The 19,448-nt window shown below is 71.0% G+C and carries 25 protein-coding genes and 1 CRISPR repeat array; of the genes, 13 read left to right on the top strand and 12 right to left on the bottom strand.

Translation table 11 applies throughout. The features are described 5' to 3' along the window. Positions 1-323: 323 nt before the first annotated feature. The 3 genes from BLW85_RS39115 to BLW85_RS00885 form a co-directional block, all read right to left on the bottom strand. Positions 324-473 (bottom strand): hypothetical protein, encoded by a 150-nt coding sequence (locus tag BLW85_RS39115; RefSeq protein WP_167381343.1) that lies wholly within the window; start codon positions 471-473, stop codon positions 324-326. Between the two features lie 87 nt (positions 474-560). Then, a complete protein-coding gene (locus BLW85_RS00890; protein ID WP_074990047.1) occupies positions 561-1,739 on the bottom strand; it encodes a site-specific integrase in 1,179 nt (392 codons plus the stop codon). A gap of 3 nt (positions 1,740-1,742) precedes the next feature. Continuing rightward, positions 1,743-2,078, bottom strand: a complete 336-nt coding sequence (locus BLW85_RS00885; protein WP_074990046.1) for a hypothetical protein — start codon at positions 2,076-2,078, stop codon at positions 1,743-1,745. Between the two features lie 693 nt (positions 2,079-2,771). Here BLW85_RS00885 and BLW85_RS00880 point away from each other — a divergent pair. Beyond that, a complete protein-coding gene (locus BLW85_RS00880; protein WP_074990045.1) occupies positions 2,772-3,899 on the top strand; it encodes a hypothetical protein in 1,128 nt (375 codons plus the stop codon). A gap of 30 nt (positions 3,900-3,929) precedes the next feature. Here the strand turns inward: BLW85_RS00880 and BLW85_RS00875 are convergent, their stop codons facing one another. Then, positions 3,930-4,259 (bottom strand): DUF6233 domain-containing protein, encoded by a 330-nt coding sequence (locus tag BLW85_RS00875; RefSeq protein WP_074990044.1) that lies wholly within the window; start codon positions 4,257-4,259, stop codon positions 3,930-3,932. A 24-nt stretch (positions 4,260-4,283) separates the two neighbouring features. Here BLW85_RS00875 and BLW85_RS38180 point away from each other — a divergent pair, with 24 nt between their 5' ends. Continuing rightward, entirely contained in the window at positions 4,284-4,520 is a 237-nt protein-coding gene (locus BLW85_RS38180) for a hypothetical protein (protein ID WP_074990043.1), read from the top strand. On the opposite strand, the gene BLW85_RS38175 is transcribed toward BLW85_RS38180, so the two are convergent. Continuing rightward, entirely contained in the window at positions 4,517-4,747 is a 231-nt protein-coding gene (locus tag BLW85_RS38175) for a hypothetical protein (RefSeq protein ID WP_074990042.1), read from the bottom strand. The two genes, BLW85_RS38180 and BLW85_RS38175, sit on opposite strands and share 4 nt — an antisense overlap. Next, a complete protein-coding gene (locus BLW85_RS00865; protein ID WP_074990041.1) occupies positions 4,720-5,037 on the bottom strand; it encodes a hypothetical protein in 318 nt (105 codons plus the stop codon). Before BLW85_RS00865 ends, BLW85_RS38175 begins: the two co-directional genes overlap by 28 nt. A 95-nt stretch (positions 5,038-5,132) precedes the next feature. Between BLW85_RS00865 and BLW85_RS00860 the strand changes: the two genes are divergently transcribed. Then, positions 5,133-5,468: a hypothetical protein gene (locus tag BLW85_RS00860; RefSeq protein ID WP_143060392.1), complete on the top strand. Its 336-nt coding sequence runs from the start codon at positions 5,133-5,135 to the stop codon at positions 5,466-5,468. A 10-nt stretch (positions 5,469-5,478) separates the two neighbouring features. Here BLW85_RS00860 and BLW85_RS00855 read toward each other — a convergent pair whose 3' ends face one another. The 4 genes from BLW85_RS00855 to BLW85_RS00840 form a co-directional block, all read right to left on the bottom strand. After that, positions 5,479-6,390, bottom strand: coding sequence for an SUMF1/EgtB/PvdO family nonheme iron enzyme (locus BLW85_RS00855; protein ID WP_074990039.1), 912 nt, complete (start codon positions 6,388-6,390; stop codon positions 5,479-5,481). A 9-nt stretch (positions 6,391-6,399) separates the two neighbouring features. Beyond that, positions 6,400-7,188, bottom strand: a complete 789-nt coding sequence (locus tag BLW85_RS00850; RefSeq protein WP_279628558.1) for an aminotransferase class IV family protein — start codon at positions 7,186-7,188, stop codon at positions 6,400-6,402. Positions 7,189-7,283: 95 nt separating this feature from the next. Then, positions 7,284-8,354 carry a serine/threonine dehydratase gene (locus BLW85_RS00845; protein WP_074990038.1) on the bottom strand — a complete coding sequence of 357 codons (1,071 nt, stop codon included), beginning with the start codon at positions 8,352-8,354 and terminating at the stop codon, positions 7,284-7,286. After that, on the bottom strand, positions 8,351-9,151 hold the full coding sequence (locus BLW85_RS00840; RefSeq protein ID WP_074990037.1) for a 2OG-Fe(II)-dependent halogenase WelO5 family protein: 801 nt from the start codon (positions 9,149-9,151) through the stop codon (positions 8,351-8,353). The genes BLW85_RS00845 and BLW85_RS00840 overlap by 4 nt, the downstream gene beginning before the upstream one ends. Positions 9,152-9,213: 62 nt before the next feature. Between BLW85_RS00840 and BLW85_RS00835 the strand changes: the two genes are divergently transcribed. The 5 genes from BLW85_RS00835 (at position 9,214) to BLW85_RS39895 (ending at position 12,389) form a co-directional block, all read left to right on the top strand. After that, positions 9,214-9,858 carry a TetR/AcrR family transcriptional regulator gene (locus BLW85_RS00835; protein ID WP_074990036.1) on the top strand — a complete coding sequence of 215 codons (645 nt, stop codon included), beginning with the start codon at positions 9,214-9,216 and terminating at the stop codon, positions 9,856-9,858. Between the two features lie 87 nt (positions 9,859-9,945). After that, positions 9,946-10,494, top strand: a complete 549-nt coding sequence (locus BLW85_RS00830; RefSeq protein WP_143060391.1) for a hypothetical protein — start codon at positions 9,946-9,948, stop codon at positions 10,492-10,494. A gap of 77 nt (positions 10,495-10,571) precedes the next feature. Next, positions 10,572-11,201, top strand: a complete 630-nt coding sequence (locus tag BLW85_RS00825; RefSeq protein WP_143060390.1) for a hypothetical protein — start codon at positions 10,572-10,574, stop codon at positions 11,199-11,201. Further along, complete coding sequence (locus BLW85_RS00820; RefSeq protein ID WP_074990033.1) at positions 11,198-11,542, top strand: DUF6415 family natural product biosynthesis protein; 345 nt, start codon at positions 11,198-11,200, stop codon at positions 11,540-11,542. The genes BLW85_RS00825 and BLW85_RS00820 overlap by 4 nt, the downstream gene beginning before the upstream one ends. A 268-nt stretch (positions 11,543-11,810) precedes the next feature. Next, positions 11,811-12,389, top strand: coding sequence for a hypothetical protein (locus BLW85_RS39895; RefSeq protein WP_074990032.1), 579 nt, complete (start codon positions 11,811-11,813; stop codon positions 12,387-12,389). Here the strand turns inward: BLW85_RS39895 and BLW85_RS00810 are convergent. Beyond that, positions 12,386-12,793, bottom strand: a complete 408-nt coding sequence (locus tag BLW85_RS00810) for a hypothetical protein (protein WP_074990031.1) — start codon at positions 12,791-12,793, stop codon at positions 12,386-12,388. The two genes, BLW85_RS39895 and BLW85_RS00810, sit on opposite strands and share 4 nt — an antisense overlap. A 611-nt stretch (positions 12,794-13,404) precedes the next feature. Then, positions 13,405-13,984: a CRISPR direct-repeat array (repeat unit 28 nt; unit sequence GTCGTCCCCGCGCCGGCGGGGGTAGCTC). Between the two features lie 65 nt (positions 13,985-14,049). Here BLW85_RS00810 and BLW85_RS40850 point away from each other — a divergent pair. From BLW85_RS40850 to BLW85_RS00800, 4 genes are all read left to right on the top strand, one after another. After that, a complete protein-coding gene (locus BLW85_RS40850; RefSeq protein WP_425275321.1) occupies positions 14,050-14,184 on the top strand; it encodes a hypothetical protein in 135 nt (44 codons plus the stop codon). A 577-nt stretch (positions 14,185-14,761) separates the two neighbouring features. Continuing rightward, positions 14,762-14,923 (top strand): hypothetical protein, encoded by a 162-nt coding sequence (locus tag BLW85_RS39890; RefSeq protein WP_244174771.1) that lies wholly within the window; start codon positions 14,762-14,764, stop codon positions 14,921-14,923. A 22-nt stretch (positions 14,924-14,945) separates the two neighbouring features. Beyond that, entirely contained in the window at positions 14,946-15,116 is a 171-nt protein-coding gene (locus BLW85_RS39110) for a hypothetical protein (protein WP_167381342.1), read from the top strand. Positions 15,117-15,551: 435 nt separating this feature from the next. Next, entirely contained in the window at positions 15,552-17,546 is a 1,995-nt protein-coding gene (locus BLW85_RS00800; protein WP_143060389.1) for a hypothetical protein, read from the top strand. A gap of 61 nt (positions 17,547-17,607) precedes the next feature. Here BLW85_RS00800 and BLW85_RS00795 read toward each other — a convergent pair whose 3' ends face one another. After that, positions 17,608-18,270, bottom strand: coding sequence for a hypothetical protein (locus tag BLW85_RS00795; RefSeq protein WP_074990029.1), 663 nt, complete (start codon positions 18,268-18,270; stop codon positions 17,608-17,610). A 258-nt stretch (positions 18,271-18,528) separates the two neighbouring features. Here BLW85_RS00795 and BLW85_RS00790 point away from each other — a divergent pair, with 258 nt between their 5' ends. Next, a complete protein-coding gene (locus BLW85_RS00790; RefSeq protein ID WP_244174770.1) occupies positions 18,529-19,371 on the top strand; it encodes a tetratricopeptide repeat protein in 843 nt (280 codons plus the stop codon). Positions 19,372-19,448 lie beyond the last annotated feature (77 nt).

The following is a 19,448-nucleotide window of genomic DNA, read 5'->3' as shown; positions in this document are numbered from 1 at the left end:
TCACCGACCAGGACCAGGCGGACCCGCTGCTCGGGTGTATGGAGTGCGCCGGGGCCATCGCCCTCGGCTGGATGGGGGCCATTGCCCGGCACCCCGGCGACCCGACCGAGCCGGTGTGCGTGATCTGCGGCGAGGGACAGGCCACCCTCACGGCCGGCCAGTGGTTCGCCCGGCTCGGGGTCCTGGTGGCGCTGCGCACCGCCGACGGGCAGCGGCGCACCTGGCGTGACGACGCCGCCATCGGGCTCGGCGCCATGCGACCCGGGCTCCGTCTGGACAGACGACGACGCCCCGCCGGACCGTACCGGCGGGGCGTCGTCGCGTCAGCGGGCGTCCGTCTCGGCGCGCTGCTTGCGGCAGGCCGCGCACTGGTCGGTGCACAGCGGCGCGTACGTGCCGGGCTTCGGCAGCGACTGGCCGGGCGCGAGCGTGACCGCGTGTTCCGGGCCAGGGTGACCGCAGATGTGGCACATGGGCATCACCTCCTTCCTCACCCCTTCGGCTTGAAGGGGGGCGCAGCACAGTACGGGAAGTCCGTGAGCCGCATCACATCTAGCCTGCTACGGGGCGGTCTTCTTCGCCGTCCGCCGCTTCTCCTGCACCAGCAGCCAGGGGTTCTCCGCGCGGGACTGGGCCCGGTCCAGGTACTCGCGCTTGACCACGGCCGACCCGGCTTTCCAGCGGCCCTGCTTGGTCGGATCGCCGCCGACTGCGGCAATCCGCTGGGCGCCGGTGCGGCGCTGGGAGTGGGCGCTGATGTCCTGCCAGTTGGGCAGGCCGGCCGCGAAGGCGCGGCCGCGGATCATGTCGTTGATGGCGTCGCCGGTGACGTGGTCGCCGCGGGCGGTGGCGGTGCGGCGGTCCTGGAGGGTTCCGGCGACGGTGAGGGCGCGGTAGGCGGGGCCGCTGCGGATGCCGAGGCGCCGCAGGCAGTTGAGCCACTTCCGGGTGGCGTCGACGGGGCACATCAGGGGGTCGTCGGGGTCGGCCGGGATGTCGGTGTGCTCGCCGTGGGCGTTTTGGTCGGTCTTGGACATGGCGACGTAGTGCGTCACCCAGTCGTCCTCGACCTCGATCTGCTCCAGCAGCAGGTCGGCGAGTTCACTGCGGCGGTGGAGGCCGCCGCGGCCGACGAGGAGGGCCCAGCGGTCGCGGATGCCGATGGGGTGGCGCTGGTCGCAGGTGGCGACCATGGCGCGGTAGTGGTCGTCGGAGATGGGTGGTGCCTTCTTTACCTGGTTCCGTCGGTGCCAGTTCTTCGCGTACTCCTTGACGAGCCGGTTGACCTCGGTGGTGCCGGGCTTGGCGTCCTCGGGCTGCATGGCGCGCACCGCGCTCTTGTGGGCCCGGATGGTGTTCGGGCTGTACCTGCCCTGGGCGATGAGGGAGGCGATGTACTCGATGTACGTGGTGGTCAGGCACGGGACGGCCACCCGGCCCATCTCGGCGCACCAGTCCTCGAACATGCCGCGCTGTGAGCGGCGGTTCCGCTTGGTGTTCTCCGGCAGGGACTCCTCATCGATGAGGCGGGCGGCCTGCTCGGAGAGGTAGAACTCTTGGGGCGTGTACTGCGGCCGCTGTGTGGTGGGCAGTTCACCGGGGCGCAGCACGGTGTGCTGGGTGAGGACCGGCCGACCGAGAGCGCCGCCCAGGACGATGCCCGGGTCGGTGAGCGCGGCCGGCAGGTGGTCCTCATCGACCAGCTCGGCGTCTACGACCTCCTCCTCGTGCAGCTCCATGGGTTACGCCTTGCCGAGGTAGGCGCGGGCGATGAGCAGGGCGCTGCGGGCGGGGTTCGGGAACATGCCCGGCTCGGCGAGGGTGTCGTCGTGTCGGCCGAGGGAGGTGGCGCGCTCGGCCGTGCCTCCCGCCCGTTCGAGGATCTCGGCCCGAACGGTGAGGAATTCGGCGACCTGGGCCTCGAACGGGCTGCCGGCGGCGAGCTGTTCGGCGGCGGTGCGGATCTCGGCGACCTCGCGCCGGATGCGGGCCGCGATGCCCTCGGCCCGGTCCACCTCCATGGCGCTGGCCGGCCGCTCGTTGCCGTGCCAGTCGACGCGCGGGGGCAGGGTCGTCACAGCGGGTCTCCTCTCTCAGGGGCGCTCAGACAAGCACCCCCGTATATTGAAGAATATACGGGGCTACCGGCGGTAACATCCGGAGAAGCGCGACACCGGCGGGGCGTGAGGGGGAGTCAGGAGTCGTGCGACGCACGCGATGCGCGGCACCGCACCCTCTGCAAAGGGCGCGCCCCGCTGAGGGGCGCCGCGGCGGTACCGCGCATCGCGTGGTGGAGTCAGGCAGGCCAGGGGCCGTCCCACCGAAACGGTACGGCCCACACCCCCGCGGGCGCCACCTGGCGCCGTCACCCGGGACGCCGACGCATCAACTCCACCCCGTAACGGCGCGTCGGCGCGGTCGTTGAGCCCGGTGATGTGCTCGCCGGGCCCGGGGAGCACATCCGCCCGGTGCAGTCTCGTCCGCCAGCGGTCGGCGGCGCCGGGCGAGGGTGCCCTGGGACCCTCGGCTCCGCGTAGGTCGACCTACGGAGCCGGGGGTCTCGCCGCTGAAGTCGGCCAGCCTCGCTACTTAAACGACGAAGATCAATCCCGGCGCCAACCACGGTTCGATTGATCCCCAGGGCCGGAACAGGGCCATACGCCCGGAACATGTTACTCACGGTAACCCCGGTAGGTTAGGGACTTCTGACACTCTGTTGGCGGCTCCCGCGTTCGCGGCCGCGCCTCGCCACCCTCACGCACGGGGTACATGTGACCGACCTCTTCAACGCCCAGCTGTCGAACGATCAGCAGCGCCTGCTCCATCAGATCGCCGCACCGTGGCTCGCCTACGGCGAACCGCCGCTGTGGGGCCACATCCAGCACCACTTCGACGCCGACCGCATCGATGCCGACAAGGTGCTCGCCTCGCTGCCTCGGATCGGGAGCTCCACGCCGTTCGGCGCCGGGTACGGCTTCACCGTCGGCCCGCGGACGGCGCTCGCCGAGACGGACGTCGTCCGGCTGACCGTGGCCTCCTCCCTCGTCCTGCCCGAGGTGCGGATGGTGGTGGGCGAGCCGTTTGTGCGCGTCCTGCGCCACATGGTCAAGCTCCACACCGACAAGCAGTTCTCGCCTCACGAGATCACCAACGCCCAGCTGCGCTCCGAGGAACTCGCCGAGGCGATGCCGCACCTGAAGCCGGCGTTCATCCACATGCTGCCTGACCTGCTCTCGTACGAGCCGTGCATCTCCATCGCCGGCAGCAGCCGCGCGTCCAACGAAAACTCGTGGTGGGTGGGCATCAACCGCAGCATCCTCGCCTTCCGCGACGTCAGCAGCGTCGAGGACTACATCGAGGTCACCAGCCGGATCGTGGTCGAGGAAGCGGCGAAGTACACCCGTGACTACGTCCGCGATCACTACGTGCAGTTCGGCCCCATCCTCCCCGAACCGGAGCCGGAGCCGGCCGAGCACGAGCGGGCCCCGTACATCGACCCCGCCCTCCTGGACGACCTGGAGGACGCGGCCAAGCAGACCACCTGGAAGGTGCACAAGCTCCTGGACCTGGCCCGGGAGCTGAACGCGAACCACGAGGCCGGCCACCCGTACGCCAGCGCGGCCCTGGTCCGGGCGATCCTGGACCACATACCCCCGGTCTTCGGGTTCAGGGAGTACAAGCAGCTCGCCAGCCAGTACGTGTTCGCTGTCCGCCGTACCGACGGCGCGCACGCGAAGAAGCTCCTCGACTTCCGGGACATCGCCGACGACGCACTCCACCGCCCCATCAGCCCCAACGTCCCAGTGATCCAGATGGGCGACCTGCCGGAGCCCGCCCGGCTCAACGCCATCCTCCAGGAGCTGGTGGCCGTCCTCCGCAAGAGCGCTTCGGGCACCTGACTGGCGGCGAGAGGAGGGCGCCCACGACGCCTAGCCGGCTGTGAGGCCCAGGCTCCGACCCGGGGCGCAGTCCTCGCAGGCGTGGAACATCCTGGGGTCCTTCTCCAGCGCGATCCGCGCGTCCCGGGCGCTCATGTGCCGGACGCTGCGGCGGATGGTGGTGCAGCCGGCGCGGTGCACAGTGGCGCCCTCCGGGTGGTGGATGTGGATCGGGGGCTCGACGACGTACTGCTGGGCCTGGCGCTTCTGCTGCTGTTCGAGGTCGCGGATCTTCCGCCGGGTCGACTCCAGCTGCCACGCCAGCCACTCCTCCAGGGTGTGGAGCTTGGCGAGACGTTCAGCGGGCGGGAGATCGGACATAGGTTCGATTCTATGCTTGTAGCTGTGACCAGCACATCGAGCCCCGGCCGCTACCATCTCCTGCTCACCACGGGCGGTCGGCCCGTGGTGCACGGGTGGTGGGACGACAAGGCCGAAGCGCGCCGGAAGCTCGTCTCCTGGGTCGGTGCGTACGGCAGTATCCCGGCCGCGCGCGTCGCCCTCACCGACGAGGAGGCCGGCGAGCAGCTGGCCGCGTGGCCTGACGAGGATCCCGCCAGCGGCCCGGGATCCGGTGCCTAGGAGTCGTCGCTCGGGTGCCGCACGGTCGCCTTCGCGGCCATTTCCACCTCGTACCGCACCTTCCCCTCGGCCTCGGCGTACTCGGTGACGGCCTGCTGGAAGGCCGCGGCCGCCTCGACCCAGGCACTCCGGGCGGTCTCGCGGTCGGTGTCAGCGGCCAGGTACCGGGCGTGCGCGTCCTCGGCGGTGCGCTCCAGCGTCACGAGGTCTTCGAAGGTATGTGCCACCCGTGGATCGTATGCGCCGCACGGCGTTCCCGGTGATCCGCCACAGCGTCCGGCGGCGGCTGAGCGGGCGGCGTTCTGTAGCCGGGGCTCATTCGCTCCGCGAGGGCGCCCGGCTGCTCCTGCGCGGCAGGGTGAGGCAACTGCATGAGGCCGAACGCGATGGCCAGGTTCACGGCGGCCGCCGCGGCGGTGTCCGGCTCCGGGCGCGTGCCGAACAGCTCGTACTCCAGCACGGCGATGGTCAGCGGGTCGGAGCGCGGCCGCGCGGGCCGGCGTCGGAACCAGGGCATGGCACGACCATACCGCCAGAGGCCAGCGGGCTGCACCCGTCACAAACTCGTCACGTCTTCACTACGCGTTTTCCACGGGTGCCACGATGACGCTCATGAGACGAACGATCACTACGACGGTTCTCGGCGCCGTCCTTGCCGGTGCGCTCCTCGTGGGTTGCGGCTCCAGCGGGCCGTCCGACGCGCAGAGGAAGTACGCGGACGCGGCGGCGGCCGCGGACCCAGACGACTTCGGCGGGATGAAGACCGACGACCTCGCCGGCACCCTCGGGGACGAGGGCAAGGAGCTGTGCGGCCAGCTGAAGAAGGGCGGGTACGACGACGCCGTGGCGTACGCGAAGGAGGGGTTCTCCGCGAAGGCGGCGGCCGCGTTGGTGGCCGCCGCGGTGCTGGTCGACTGCCCCGACCAGAAGTCGAAGCTGCCCAGCTGAGAACACCGGCTCACGCCGGGCTGGCGCAGCGGAATCCCGTGTCGTTGTCGGACATGCGGTCGGCGGCGTCGTTGAACAGGGCCGGGGCGGCGCGGGTGAACGGGGAGGTGAACGCGCTGCCCTTCAGCTCGTGCCGGCCGGGCTCGGGTTCGGTGGCGGTCCACTCCCAGACGTTGCCGCACATGTCGTATGCCCCGTAGGGGCTCACGCCGGACTGGTAGCGGGAGACGGGCGTGGTGCGCCCTATCCCGGAGTCGTGCACGTTGCACTTCGCGGCCGTGGGGGCGTCTCCCCACGGGTACGGGTTGCCCTTCGGCCCTCGGGCGGCCTTCTCCCACTGCTGGCTGGTCGGCAGGGTTTTGCCGGCCCACTGGGCGTAGGCGGCGGCGTCGCTCCAGGTCACCCAGACCACGGGGTGGTCGAAGATGTCGGCCGGGCATCGTCCGTTCGGCCAGTGCCGCGGGGCCGGGTGGCCGGTGGCACGGATGAACCGCTCGTAGTCGGCGTTCGTGGTCGGGTAGACGTCGATGAGGTACGCCGCGGTCCAGGTCGGCGTCCCTGCGGGGCCTGCGAGGTAGATGCCTTCCTCCACCGGGACCATGAGCTTTCCGTCCACCGGGCTCTTGGTGTACTGCGTTTCCCGGCGCAGCAGCTGCTCGGCGCGGGCGTCCTCGGCGGCTGCGGCTGCGGCGGTGTTCAGCGCTGCGAACCGCTCCTGGACCGCGCGTCCGGCGGTGGCCAGCATCGTGTCCAGGGCGGCCTGGTTCCCGGCCCGTGGCACGACGGCCTCGCCGCCGGCCTCCCAGCGCACCAGCATCCGGTGGCTGACGCCGACCGCGTCGGCGAAGGAGCGGCCGTTCATGCGTAAGGCGGTGCGCAGGGCGCGGATCTCGCGCCCGGTCCACCGTGGTACCCCCGTCATCGTGGCCTCCTACAGGCGCTCGCCCGGGATGGCGAGGTAGGCGTCCCTGAGCTGGGTGAGGAGTGGGTGCTCGGTTGCCATCGGGGCGTCGTCGATCGTGCTGATGGCGCGCACACCGATGGAGGTGTTCGTCGCGAACGCGGCCTGCATGCCCTTGGCCTGGGTGAGGGTGAGCGGGGTGGTGTGGTGCTGGCCGGTCTGCTGGAGGAGGGCCAGGGTCACGCCGGGCAGGACGTCGGCCTGCGGCCAGACGATGCCGTTCTCGCCGATGAAGCCGACGTTCCAGGTGACGCCTTCGGAGACGTGCCCGTCGGGGCCGACGAACAGGGCGTCGTCGTAGCCGTCGAGGAGGGCCGCACGCCGGGTGTGCAGGGCGCCGAACAGGCCGAGGTGTTTGACCTCGGCGAGGTCGCGTTCGTAGGGGGCGCTCTTCACGCGCAGCGGCGGCATGGGGAGGTCGCCGGTCGGGCGGACGGTCACGAGGACGCTGGGGGTGGTCGCCTTGTCGGGGCGCCCCATCTCCACGGTCGGGTCGAAGATCGTGACGCGGGCGACGAACGAGCCGGCGCGGTCGCTGACGGTCTCGCGGACGTAGTTCCGGACCCGGTCCGGGTCGAGGTCGGCGCCCAGCACGGTCTTGCAGTCCCTGACGAGGCGTTCCAGGTGAAGGCTCAGGCCACGAACGTGCTGGTCGTCCACGCGCATGGAGGTGAAGTGGCCGAAGTTCGTGAGCGCGAGGGCCAGAAGGGCATCGGGGTCAACGGATCGTCCGTTCAGGGTCGCCATGTTCATCAGCATGTCAGCACGGGGGCGGTCTTCGCGGGGCGGTCCAGAAAATGGTGGGGCGCTCCCGAAGCGCGGGGTGACCTGCTTCGGGAGCGCCCGGGGGAGGCTCAGGGGTGGGTGAGGGTGGCCGTGTTGGTGTTCGCGCCGCACAGGACGACGCAGACCTTTTCGCCGTTGCCGGGCCGGTAGCTCCGGCTCGGCGTCGCGCGGCGGGCCGCCAGGCCGAGTTCCCGGCCGCCCTGGTCGGGGGCGAGGAGGGCGGCGAGCGCGGTGGCCGCGCCGTGCTCGACGGCGAGGCGGCGGTGGTCCCACAGCGTCTGGCGGGCGTGGACGATGTCGTCGTCGGAGACGAGGACGGACGTGACGTGGTCCTGCTGGGCGGCGTGCAGGGCCATGGTGGAGGTGCGGCGGGCGCCGAGGGAGTCGGCGGCGACCGAGTTCACGGGGACGTCGACGGGGTGGCCGGCGGCGAGCGCGGCGTGTAGCGCGCGGCAGTGCTCGGGCTCGACGGCGACGGTGCGGATGCCGTACTGCTGGGCGGCGGTGGCCACCCCGGCGAACAGTCCGCCGCCGCCGACCGCGACGACCACGGTGTCCAGGTCGGGGAGCTGCTGGTGGATCTCCTCCATCAGGGTTCCGGCGCCGGCGGCGATCAGGGGGTGGTCGTAGGCGTGGGAGGCGAGCGCCCCGCTCGACGCGGCGTACCCCTCGCAGGCGGCGGCCGCCTCCGCGTACTCGGCGCCGGTCAGCCGGACGTCCGCGCCGTAGGAGCGCAGCCGCGCCACCTTCACCTCGGGGGCCGTCTCCGGGAGGAACACGGTGGCGCGGACGCCCTGGGCCTGGGCGGCCCAGGCGCAGGCGAGGCCGGCGTTGCCGCCGCTGGCGATCGTCACGCCGGCGTCCGGGAGGGTGCCCGCGTCGCGGTGGGCCTGGAGGAAGTTGGCGGCGCCGCGGGCCTTGAAGCTGCCGGTGTGCTGCATGAACTCCAGGGCGAGCCAGACCTCGCAGGGCTGCTCGGGCCGCTCGTCCAGGGGGTCGCGGTGGCCGGTACGGACCGCGCCCTCGTCGAGGCGGGTGAGGGTGACGGGCCGGACGCGGCCGGCGATCCGGTCGGTGGCGGCCTTGATGTCGCCGTACGTGAGCTGGTGCACGTGCTGCTCCTGCGGTGGGTGGGTCATGACCAGGCGATGAGCTGGCCGGTGGTGGTGATGGCGAGGAAGAACGCGAAGGCGACGCGGCGCCCGGCGGGGGCCGGTTCGACGGCGTGGAAGTTCGCGGGGTTGAACAGCAGGCCGTCACCGCATTCCGGGGTGAGGCTCACGCTCTGGTAGTCCTTCACGGCCTCCGCCTGGTAGCCGTAGGCCTCGCGGTGCAGTTCGTCGGCGGGCTCCCAGCGGTGGCGCCACACGGTGGTGGCCCCGCCGTCGGCCGGAGCGGACACCCAGACGTTGAACGCGAGCTGAGCCACCACGTCCTGGTCGAACAGGCCGCCGGGGAACTCGCGGTTGATGTCGTCGTAGTGGATCAGGGCGCCCGCGTTGATCTCGCGGAGGGTGCCGCCGAACACCGGCCGGCCACCGATGGTGGCGGGGGAGACGGCAGCGCCCCAGGCGGTACCGAGCCGGGCGAGGGAGATGGCGATCGGGTCGGGGCGCATCCCTGCGCGCTGCCAGGCGGCGCGGGCGGCTTCCGCGGCGGCCCAGTACCTCGGGGCGTCTAAGCGGCCGTCCGGGGTGCGGTAGTCGTTGAGGGCGGGGCCGAACCGGAGGATGCGGGTGGGGACGCGGGCCGGGTCGTAGTCGGCGGTGGGCAGCCGGTCCAGGGCGGCCATCGCGGCCTCGCAGGTCGCGGGGTCGAGGAAGTCGGGGACGCGGACGGCCGCGACGACGCCGGCGCCGAGGTTGGCCAGGTGCCGGTCGGTGAAGGACTTGGCGGCCTGGGCGGTGAACAGCGGATCGAGTGCAGTGCGGGACATGTCGCCTCCGTGAGGATGCACGAACCTACCGTTGCGGTACGGCGTACCGTACGCTGACTCGCATGCCACGGCAATCCGCATACCTGGACCGCGCGACGCCTGAACGCATCGCGGAAGAAGCGCTGTTGATCGTCGATCGGGAGGGGCACCAGGCACTCAGTCTCCGGGCGCTGGCCGCGTCCCTGGGGATCGGGGTGGCCTCGTTGCAGCGCCGCTGCACCGACCTGGCCGGACTGCTCGACCTGGTGACGGACCACCTCGCCGCCCAGCTGCCGGAGATCCCTCCCGGTACAGACTGGGCCGTGGCCACCGAGGCGCGGTTCACCGCCCTCTACAAGCTGCTGACGGCCCATCCAGGGCTGGTCGCGCTGCGCGGCGACCGCCCCTGGCTCGGCCAGAACCTGCTGAAGCGGCTGGTGGAACCCCAGCTCGCCGACTCCCTCGCCGCGGGCATGACCCCGGTCGAGGCGATCACCGCCTACCGGCGGCTGTACCTGCTCACCCTGGGCAGCGCCTCCTTCGTGGACCACCGCGACCCCAAGTCCGCGCAGGCCGCCACCCGGCGCGCGCTGGCCGCGCTCGACCCGGAGGAATTCCCCGTGCTGACCGAGCACCTCAGCACGGTCCTGCCCGCCGTGGTCGACCACGACGTCTACTACGGAGCCCTCCGCCAGCTGATCCGCGCAGCCGCCCCGGCCGACGGCTAAGTTCGCCAGAAGTTCCTTCCGCACCGCCAGACCAAGGTGTTCTCTGGTCATCACCTCGACACACTCAGTGACGGATGGTTCATGGGCATGACGGCTTTAGGAACCCCCCAGCACGCACCGCACGGAGCGGACCGGGAACGGCGCGCGGCGGCGGAGCGGTGGCTGTACGAGGCCGCGGCGTCCCCGGCGCTGACCGCCGGAGAGTGGGCGATGCAAGGTGTGGCCCTGCTGACCGCGGGCATCACCTGGGACGCCGTCCGGGCCCCGTACACCGTCCTCGATCCGGGCTTCGACCGCGACACCACCCCGGAGCTGCTGCGTCATCGCCTCGCGGAACTCCAGCTGTCCGCGGCGGCGTTCAGCGCCTACTACCGCCCGCACTTCTACATCCTGGTGCCACCGGGTACCGACCGGCGCTGGCCGCACCGCGACAGCCCAGCCGGGGTGGAGTGCCTGGGCAGCGCCCGGACGTACATCAACCACATCGGGGTGCCGCGCCTGGACCGCACCACGCCGCCCGGCCCGTTCTGGCTCATCCCCCCGGACCACGGCCGTCGGCTCGCCGACCCCGAGCGCCTGCGCGCGGTACTGCACGCCTGTGCCGAGCAACTGGACCAGGCGCCGAGCACCCCCTGAACGGGCGTCGGCCGCGTGTGTCCCCCGTCGCGCGCGGCCGACGCCTCCCTTTTCCGCCTTGTCACCGCGAGAGAGACATGTCCGCACTCCGTATGCACAAAGGCCGCCCCGTCCCCTACATCGCCGCGTGGAGCGCCGAGGAGGTCCGCCTCCCGCGCGTGCTCGCCGTGTCCGGTGCGCTCGCCTTGCAGGGGCAGCGGCGCGCGGCCGGACTGCTGTGGAAACCGTGGCGGTCGAGACCTGGGGAGGGGGAACCGCGCCTCGGTGTCGTCCACGGGCCGCGGCAGCGGGAGTGCATGCTGCTCATGCGGTGTCAGGTGTGCTGGAGCCCGGTCACCCGCAACGTCCTCGGCTGGCCGTGGCTGGTCGAGGAGCACCGCGGTGACCCCGGGTGGCCCGAGCGCGAGGTGACGACGCATCCGCCGACGTGCGAGACGTGCCAGCCGGTGGCGATGATCCAGTGCACGCCGAACCGCGGGAAGTTCGTGTCGCTGCGCGTCGGCCAGGTGCTCACCGACGGGGTGTACGGGCAGCTGTACGAGCCGGGCCCGCGGCCGGTACCGGCCGGGAAGCCCCAGACGCTCTTCAACGGTGACGCGAGGCTGCGGTGGATGCTCGGCGCCCAGACCGCGGCGACCCTCCTCGACGTGGCGGTGGTCGACACGCACACCCAGACACGGGTGCCCCGAGAGGCGGTACGCCGATGACCGCCCTCGGGGCACCCGTCACACCGGCCGTCGACGCCGACCAGGTCCGGCGTACGTACACCGCGGTCCTGGGGGCCCCGGGGACGATCGGTGACGAGCAGCGGGCGCACCTCGCCGGCATGCTGCGCGGCCAGTTGCAGCTCCTCGTGCCCGTCATCGAGGCACGGCTGCCGGGCATGGCCGGCAGGTTCAACCGGAGCGCCGCCCAGCACGTCCTCGCCGAGGCCCTCGCCGCCCTGGCCACCCCGATACGCGGCGCGCTGCCGGACGAGTCGGTCTTCGACTTGGCCGTGCTCGTCCGGTCGCTGCTGGCGCTGTACGAGTACACCGCTGCGGCCTGACCCATGAACCCCCGCTCCGGGCCGGATGGCAGTTACGGGCCGCTGTTTTGGGCCCGGCCCGGAGCGGGCCAAGCTCCCGGACGGGCTGGCCGACCAGCCCGTCCGGGTCCGACCCGGACGGCCCGCACCCCGAGACGAGCGGGCCGGGGCCACGAGGCCGCCGCGCGCGAGTAGCTCCCCCATAGACCCCTGCCCGGCGGCCGGGATGTCACCGGTTCGGCCGTCGGGCGGGTACCAGGCACCATTCCCGTCAAGGAGAGGAAGCCGTATGTCGCAGGTCAAGATGCCCGCCGTGGAGGCCGTCGCCGACGCCGCGCAGCGCATCCTGAACGACATCAAGACCGACCGCGAGTTCGCCGCGTTCCGGGCCGCGAGCCTGGAGTACAGCGAGGACTGGCAGTGCTTCACGGGGTTCCCGGTCGTGGAGCGCTGGAGCCTTGAGGCGGACGCCAAGCCGCTGTTCGAGGAGGGCCTGCGCGCCCTCGCGCTGAAGGCCGCGGTGTACGACGCGACCAACGACGACCAGGCGGCGGAGATCGCGATCGCCGTCCCGGTCGATGAGATGACGCACGCGATGCTCGCCCAGGCGCAGCTGCTCACCCGGATCGCGGCCCGTGTCGGGGCCGTCATCATCCACCAGACCGACCAGGAGCACACCGACTTCCGCGTCGGCGGGTACGCCCACGACTGCTACCGCGCGGCGTGGGGCGAGCCGCCGGTGCGGTACTGGCTCGACCACGAGGAAGTCGTCCGGCGCCGCGACGTGCTCGCCGGCCTGTATGCCAGCATCGGCATGGGCCGCTCCGGCCGGGAGCACAGCATCACCTTCGCCGGAGCCGCGGCCTAGCTGAGCGCGGCGCGCAGAACCGCGGTGACGTCTGTGCCGGGGTCCGAGGCGAGCAGGATCTCGGTCGCCTGCCGGATCAAGTCGGCGCAGGCTTCCGGCGGCGCCGCGTCCAGCGCCGCGCGCACCCACGCGGGGACCTCGCCGGCCTCTACGGGCGGCGGGGTCTCCCACGGCAGGGGGAGACCGTGTGTGGCGTACGGAGCGGCCGGCAGCCCAACCCGGTCGGGGTGCACGCATACCGGCACGTCGGCCGCGGTGAACCGATGGCCTGTAGCCGGATCGAACGGGCAGTCCCGGGAAGGGCGCTCGACGACGTCGAAGTGGCCCCCTGGCAGCCGCAGGGACGGGCACACGCCGCACACTGGGCGACCGTCACGCGCGAACGGACCATGCTGCTCGGTCATCCGCGTCTCGCCTCCTCTGACTCAGTGGACAGCAAGGTAGCCGGGCCGTGCCCGGCCTGTTAGCCAGACGGCCTCGGACACGCTCCTCCATCACGGGAACGAGGCTGTCGCGCTACGACCATGGGGCAGTGCGGAGCGGGGTTGTAACGATCTCGACCAGTTTGCGCCGCCCGTGGTCATAGCGGCGGTGGTAGACGCGTATCTCCTGCCAGGCAGAGCAGCGGTGCGCGTTGAACCGCGTCCTCGGCCGGCGGGCCCCTCGAGCCCGAAGGCCAGCACGCCGCCCCGGGTCGGTGCACGACGGGAAGCTGTTGAGGTTCCCGGCCCCCGAGCGCAGGATGACCGGCGTCCGTTTACGGTCGCCACTCGACCGCCTCACCCTCGTGCTCTGCGGGCAGCTTCACCATGCGCACGTCGTCAGTCAGCTCATGTCCCACGCCTGCCGAGGTAGTTCCCTGAGCCGGTAGTGCTCAGGGACTTGCTTGCAGTCATCCTCGGACCCACGGAGGAATCCGATGTGGCGCAACTCTCCCAGCGAAAAGCCCTGGTGGTCCGCGAACGAAGTAAAGCAAAATGGCTTGACCGCCTGACGTCATCGCAGGTCACGAAGCGTCGTCCCCGCGCCGGCGGGGGTAGCTCCCTGATCCAACGCTCCAACGGGAAGCGCGAGTGGTCGTCCCCGCGCCGGCGGGGGTAGCTCGCCGAGGGCCTGAGACCGACCCACCTACTGCAAGTCGTCCCCGCGCCGGCGGGGGTAGCTCTCCGGACGGTCGGCGGACGAAACCGGCCCTCCGGTCGTCCCCGCGCCGGCGGGGGTAGCTCCCGACAGTCGGATCCGGCGCCACCTGGATCGTCGTCGTCCCCGCGCCGGCGGGGGTAGCTCCGGACAGTCGGCGCCGTCGACACCGCATGTCAGGTCGTCCCCGCGCCGGCGGGGGTAGCTCTAGAGGACGCACCGCAGCCTGCACACGGGAAGAGTCGTCCCCGCGCCGGCGGGGGTAGCTCCTTCGAGCAGTCGATCACGATCACGCTGACCTCGTCGTCCCCGCGCCCGCGGGGGTAGCTCCTCCAGGGCCGCGAAGCCTCCCGCACGCTCCGCGTCGTCCCCGCGCCCGCGGGGGTAGTAGCTCCCTGCATCGCCTGCACGTACTGGTCGCAGCCCGGTCGTTCCCGCGCCCGCGGGGGTAGCTCCCTACTCACGTGAGTAGGCTGCACGACCCGAAGGTCGTCCCGCGCCCGCGGAGTACCTGCTGGCCGTGCGCCTGGAGCAGCTGCGCGAGCGGGTGACGGTCCGGAGTGAGGCGGCCGTGCCCGCGCCGTGGACGGACCGGCTGCCGGAGCTCGCCGCGCGCCCGCTGGACTGCGAGGCGGCCGGGGCGGTGATCGCGTGAGCACCGAGCCGAGCGGAGTCGACCTCGCGCGCCAGGCCCTGGTCGCGGCCCGGGAAGCGGCACGGAAGAACGGGGCCGCCCGGAAGAAGAAGCCGAAGCGGCGCACCGGCGCGGTCGTACGCCGCGACGGCCGCGAGCCGCTTGGGCTCGGCAGCGCGATCAGCATGATGATAGCCGAGCGTGGCACGGTTGCCCCGGCCGCCGGCGGGAGCGTCCTCGCGCAGTTCGCCGACATCCTCCACGCGGCCGCGCCGGAACTCGCCGGGCACGTCCATGCCGTGGCGGTCGACGCGGGCACCGGCCGCCTGGACGTCGCCACCGACGGCGCCCGCGTACGGCACGAAGCTGCGCTGGAGCGCGGCGAAGCCCGTCGCGGCTGCCAACGGGAGGGTGCGTGGCGCGAGCGTCCGCACGCTGCACGTCCTGGCGCCCGCACCCGTGAAGGCCGGGCCCGCCACGGCGGCCGCCGACCCGGCTCGGCCGACCGTGCCCGCCGCGCCGGTGAAACGACGGACCCTGACGGACGGCTACCGCCGTGCCATCGAGGCGCACCGCCAGGCCTGTCTGGCTGTCAAGGATGGACCCCTCGATCGCCGAAGCGGTGGAGTGGCAGACCGCCGCCATGCGGGAACTGGGCCGCCGCGCGTTCCCCGAACTGGACGTCGTCGCGGACGAGGCGCCGACCTCGATCGAGGCGCCGAGATCGGCGGATGTGGTGGCCGACGGGTGCTGCTGCTAAGCATTGGTGCCGGTCAGAAGAGGTGTCCGGCGACCTGGTGCCGGTCTCCGCGGCCTGGGCGAGCTGGGAGGACGTCCCGGCGGCGGAGGCGATCACTGCCGTGGCGTTCCTCGGACGGCTGAGCCTGCGCGGTTGCTGGCGCACCCTTGGCGGCAGCCCCTCCGAGATGTCGAGCCGAACACCCCGCCTCTGAGGGGAAACTGCCCGGTGCCTGCTCGCTCGCCGCAACCTCCGGCACACCCCCCGCATCGCCGGGTGTCCAAGATCAGGAATCAAGTCCCGTTGGTGTCCCCACCAGTGGGACTCCACGGAAGCTTCACAGACTGAAGTACAACCATGGTCAAACCATGGAGATGATCACAGTCGACATGGTCCCCGTTATCCACTTCCTCACCCTTCACCTGGTGGCACGTCATGTGCCGATCGCATAGGAAGGGGCGGCGACGTCGAACGCATGTCGCAGCCATCCAAGAGTCATTGCTGGTGAAGTCACCGGCGTGAGAGGACCACACCCGTGTCCTGGAAAAACTTAAGAAAGGCCCAAGTCTGTATCGGCAGATGGGCGGAACAGGGTCAGCAGGGAAACGTCTTGCCTGGTACGTCCAGAAGTAAGCCCGTCCTTCGCCGGTTGGCCATCGGCGTCGCAGCGCTGCTGTTACTGGGATCTGGAACGGCGACCGCAACTGCGGCCGGTGGTGGGGGCTTCAATCGCAACCTGAATCCGAATGCCGCACCGTCGACCCGGCCGGCCGCCGGGCCAGCGATGACACCCCTGACCGCCACAGCGTCCCGTCCCGTGTCCGGCAAGACTCCCACGGCTGGGCCGGGCACGAAGGACGCCTCCGGCGTCTGGCAGGTCACCACTCCGAGGGTCAAGCTCAGCAACACCGTGACCAACGCCGACGGCGGCACGATGGATCTCACCTTCGAGGTCTGGACCGCCGACTCCTCGGGGAACGCCAAGACCCAGGTACCAATCAGCAGTGGCCAGTACGGTGTCGAGGTATCCGGCTACGTCACGTCCGGATCGCTCGCCTCCGTGACCGTGGGGGCCGGATACCTGAAGCCGAACGTCGACTACGTCTTCCACACCTCCGCCTACGCCAAGGAAAGCGGTCTGTACGAGACCTCGTGGTCGCCGTGGGCACGATTCCGCGTCACGATGCCCGTCGACTTGACGCTGCCCAACCCCAACGCCTCGGCGGTGAACCCGGACCAGTCCGCCCAGCCGTACACGAAAACGCTGGCACCGGCCTCCCCGTGGACGGCCACGGCCGCCCCGAACCGCGATCGCTCCACCGATCCCGGGTTGTTCCCGACCCGCTGCACCACCTCCTCGGACGGAGTGAAGGTGTGCGGCAAGGCCGAGCCCTACAACGGCCGTAACTTCACCCTGCCCCGTGAAACCGACGCACAGAAAAGGGCCGCGGCGACATCCTCCTTGGTCAGCAACTGTGACCCAGCCAACCCGCCGGCAGGGGTATGGACCACGCGGTTCGAGGAGTGCTCGTCGTTCACCCTGTCGTGGGAAGCGATGATCAACAACGCCCCCGTGGGCACCGTGAAGGCACTGGTGGTCAACGAGCGCAAGCTCGATCCGCAGTCCGGGAACATCACTGAGCGGATCAGCGTCACCAACGTGGACGTTCCGGCAACCATCCCCGCCTTCACACTGGACGCTCCCGTCATCGACTGCGAGCCCTCCGGCAACTGCGACGTCCAGAGCGTCAGCGGCTGGCAGGGAGCGGCCTCATGGGTTCCCGGCGACCACCACACGGTTACCTCGGACGCCTCCTACGTCTGGGGACCGACGCTCACCGGACCGTCCTCTACCAACCCCGAGGTGATGAAGCTCGGTGTCGCGGTTGCGCTGCAGGGCAACCCGAAGCTCCCGGCACAGACGGTGGAGTCGTCCCCCGCCGTCTTCATGGACGTCGCGAACGGCGACCTGGAGAACGGCGGAGCTTCCGACCAGATCCGGTGCGACAACACCAAGATCGTCAGTCAGGCGCCGACGATCGGCTGCGTGTTTCACAACTACGTGCCGACCTACACGTTCAACGCGGCGAAGTACCCGCAGGCCTCGGCACACGCCTGGCTGATCCAGCACAAGCTGACCAATCACCCCGGCAGCCTGGCCTACGGCAAGCCGCTGTACTTCCTGGCCGACAGTGACATCAGCGGCAACCGGACGGTGATCTGCCCGACCGGATGGGCAGCGGCCAACGGCGACACCAGCGCCCTCAACAGCACGACAGACCAGCCCAACTGCGACGAGTTCGCGTTCAACTCCACCTACAACAGCGGTGGGATGCCCTCGCTCGCGGGCGGCCTGAACCCGGTCAGCAGCGGAGACGCCTGTGTGCAGACCTTCGCGAGCAAGCAGGGCAGCACCGTCCACCTGTTCAACATCGACGGCCATACCCCGACGTGGAAGGAGGTCTGCGGACGGTCCGCGATCTCCGGGAGCGACAACAGCGGTTCGATGGCCGGCTTCGCGGCCTTCAACGCGAACCAGCGCCTGCTGGACCGCGACCCGTACTGGCTGAACACGAACATGAGCGCGGCATGCTCCAGCGACAGCACGACCGTGAAGTGCACCATGACCGCGAACAACCAATAGCACCACGTCGCTCACAGGGGGCGCCGCGCCGCCAGGGCGTGGTGTCCCTGTGAGCTCCGGCTCACACCGGCGAGGGCAGGTGTACCGCGGGCAGCAGACCCTGTTCGATCTCCCGGCGCGGCAGCGACAGCCCGAGATGCTCACCCACCGCCGTGAACAGCCGCCTCGCCAGTTCCTCGTCTTCATCCTCAGCGTCGTCACATCCGGGGAAGGTGGCCCGCACCGCCCCGGTCTGACGCAGGGCCGCGTCCAGCGTGGCGAAGGCGCCGAGGCGGTCCACGAGCGGGAAAGCGGTCTCCAGCACACTGTCGCCGGGCCCGATGGCCCTCACTTCACCGGCCGCGTCGCCGTAGCAGACCCACGGGGCCTCGACCAGGAAGCGGTCCAGGCACACGAATTCTTCGCCCTGCTCCATCAGGGTGTCCTGGCCCAGCCGGTCAAGGAAAAGAAGGTGCCAGGTAGACCGCTCCGTCTCCAGAACGTATGTCCACTCGCCGCTTCGGCCGAACATCGCCACACTGTCGCCCAACGCCACGCCTCGCCGCTCGAAGTCCTTGAACAGCGGAGCCCGTTCAGCCCTGAGCCGGTCAGCACCGAGACGGACCACGAAGTCCACCGGGTCCACACCGCGCACCGCCGTGAGGGAGATGTCCGCGAGCATCCCGTCCTTGACGACCGCACCGCTGTACCAGTGCTCGCCGATCCACCCGAGACCATCACCCATCGTGCCTTCCCCTTTCCTCTGCCCTGGCCCACACGCTACCGAGCCGACGCGAAGCCGGTGCTGGCCAGGCAGTACATCACGGCGCGGAAGCCGTTGACCATGAACTGGTTCCGTTGGTGATCTCGTCGAGTCTGGAACCGTTCGATGGGGTGCGGTGCTGTGGACGCTGCTGATCTTGACCGTCAAGTCCGGACTCTGTCCGGCTGTATCCCGCCGCCGCTGGTCGACCGGCTTCTCGAGCTCGGCCATGAACAAGAAGTGGAGTCCCAGGCGGGTCAGGGCGAGTGGTTCGGCGCACGGGCGTGGGCCCAGCTCCTCGGTGAGCGCCGCCAACAGGACCGCGCGCTGGAGGTCCTCGCCCCGTACGTCGCCACGGGCTGGTGGCCGGCCGCCCGGGCCCAGGCAGAACTGCTGGAGAGCTGGGGGCGAGCGCGGGAAGCGATCGCGCTGACCCGCCCTCATGCGCAGGCCGGTGACCGGATGGCGCTCGACTTCGTAGGGCGCCTCATGGGCCGCCACGACCATGGCGCCGAAGCCTTCGAGCTGCTGCGCCCCGGAGTCGAGGACTGGTTTCTCGCCGCTGTGCTGGTGGACGCCGCCGCGCTGCTGACCGCCTGGATCACGGTCGACCACCGCTGCGACAGCCCATGGTGCTGCCGAGGCGGCCTGGACGCCGACACCGCACTCGGCCTGCTCGCCCAGATTCGCGAGCGCCAAGGCCGCACCGAGGACGCGATCGCCCTGCTACGCGCCCGGCACAGCACCTCCGTCAACGGTCGAGACCAACTCGCAGATCTGCTGGCCAGACACGGCCGGATCGAGGAACTGCGCGAGTACGCGGCCTCCGACGGACACGGGCACGCCGCGCAGTGCCTGGCTGAAGTGCTTGAGGAGCGCGGCGACCTGGAGGGCGCGATCGCCGTCTACCGGCAAGAGGACGTTGCGTCGACCCGCCGCTATCACGACCGAGTGCTGCTTGCCGGGCTCCTGTCCCGTCACGGCCGGGGCGACGAGGCGATCGCGGTGATGCGCGCCCTGGCGGACTCTCCGGGCGGAGCGGAGGACTGGGTCGTCGCCTCGCTGTGCACCTTGTATGCCTAGCATGGCCGCGCCCAGGAGGGTCTGTCCCACCTCGACGCCCTCAAGGAACGCCGCAGTGGAGAGGAGGAGGGGGACTT

The sequence above is a fragment of the Streptomyces misionensis genome, from assembly GCF_900104815.1.
Lineage (GTDB): Bacteria > Actinomycetota > Actinomycetes > Streptomycetales > Streptomycetaceae > Streptomyces > Streptomyces misionensis.
The sequence above is the reverse complement of the archived record's forward strand: the minus strand, read 5'-3'. Positions and strand labels throughout refer to the sequence as shown.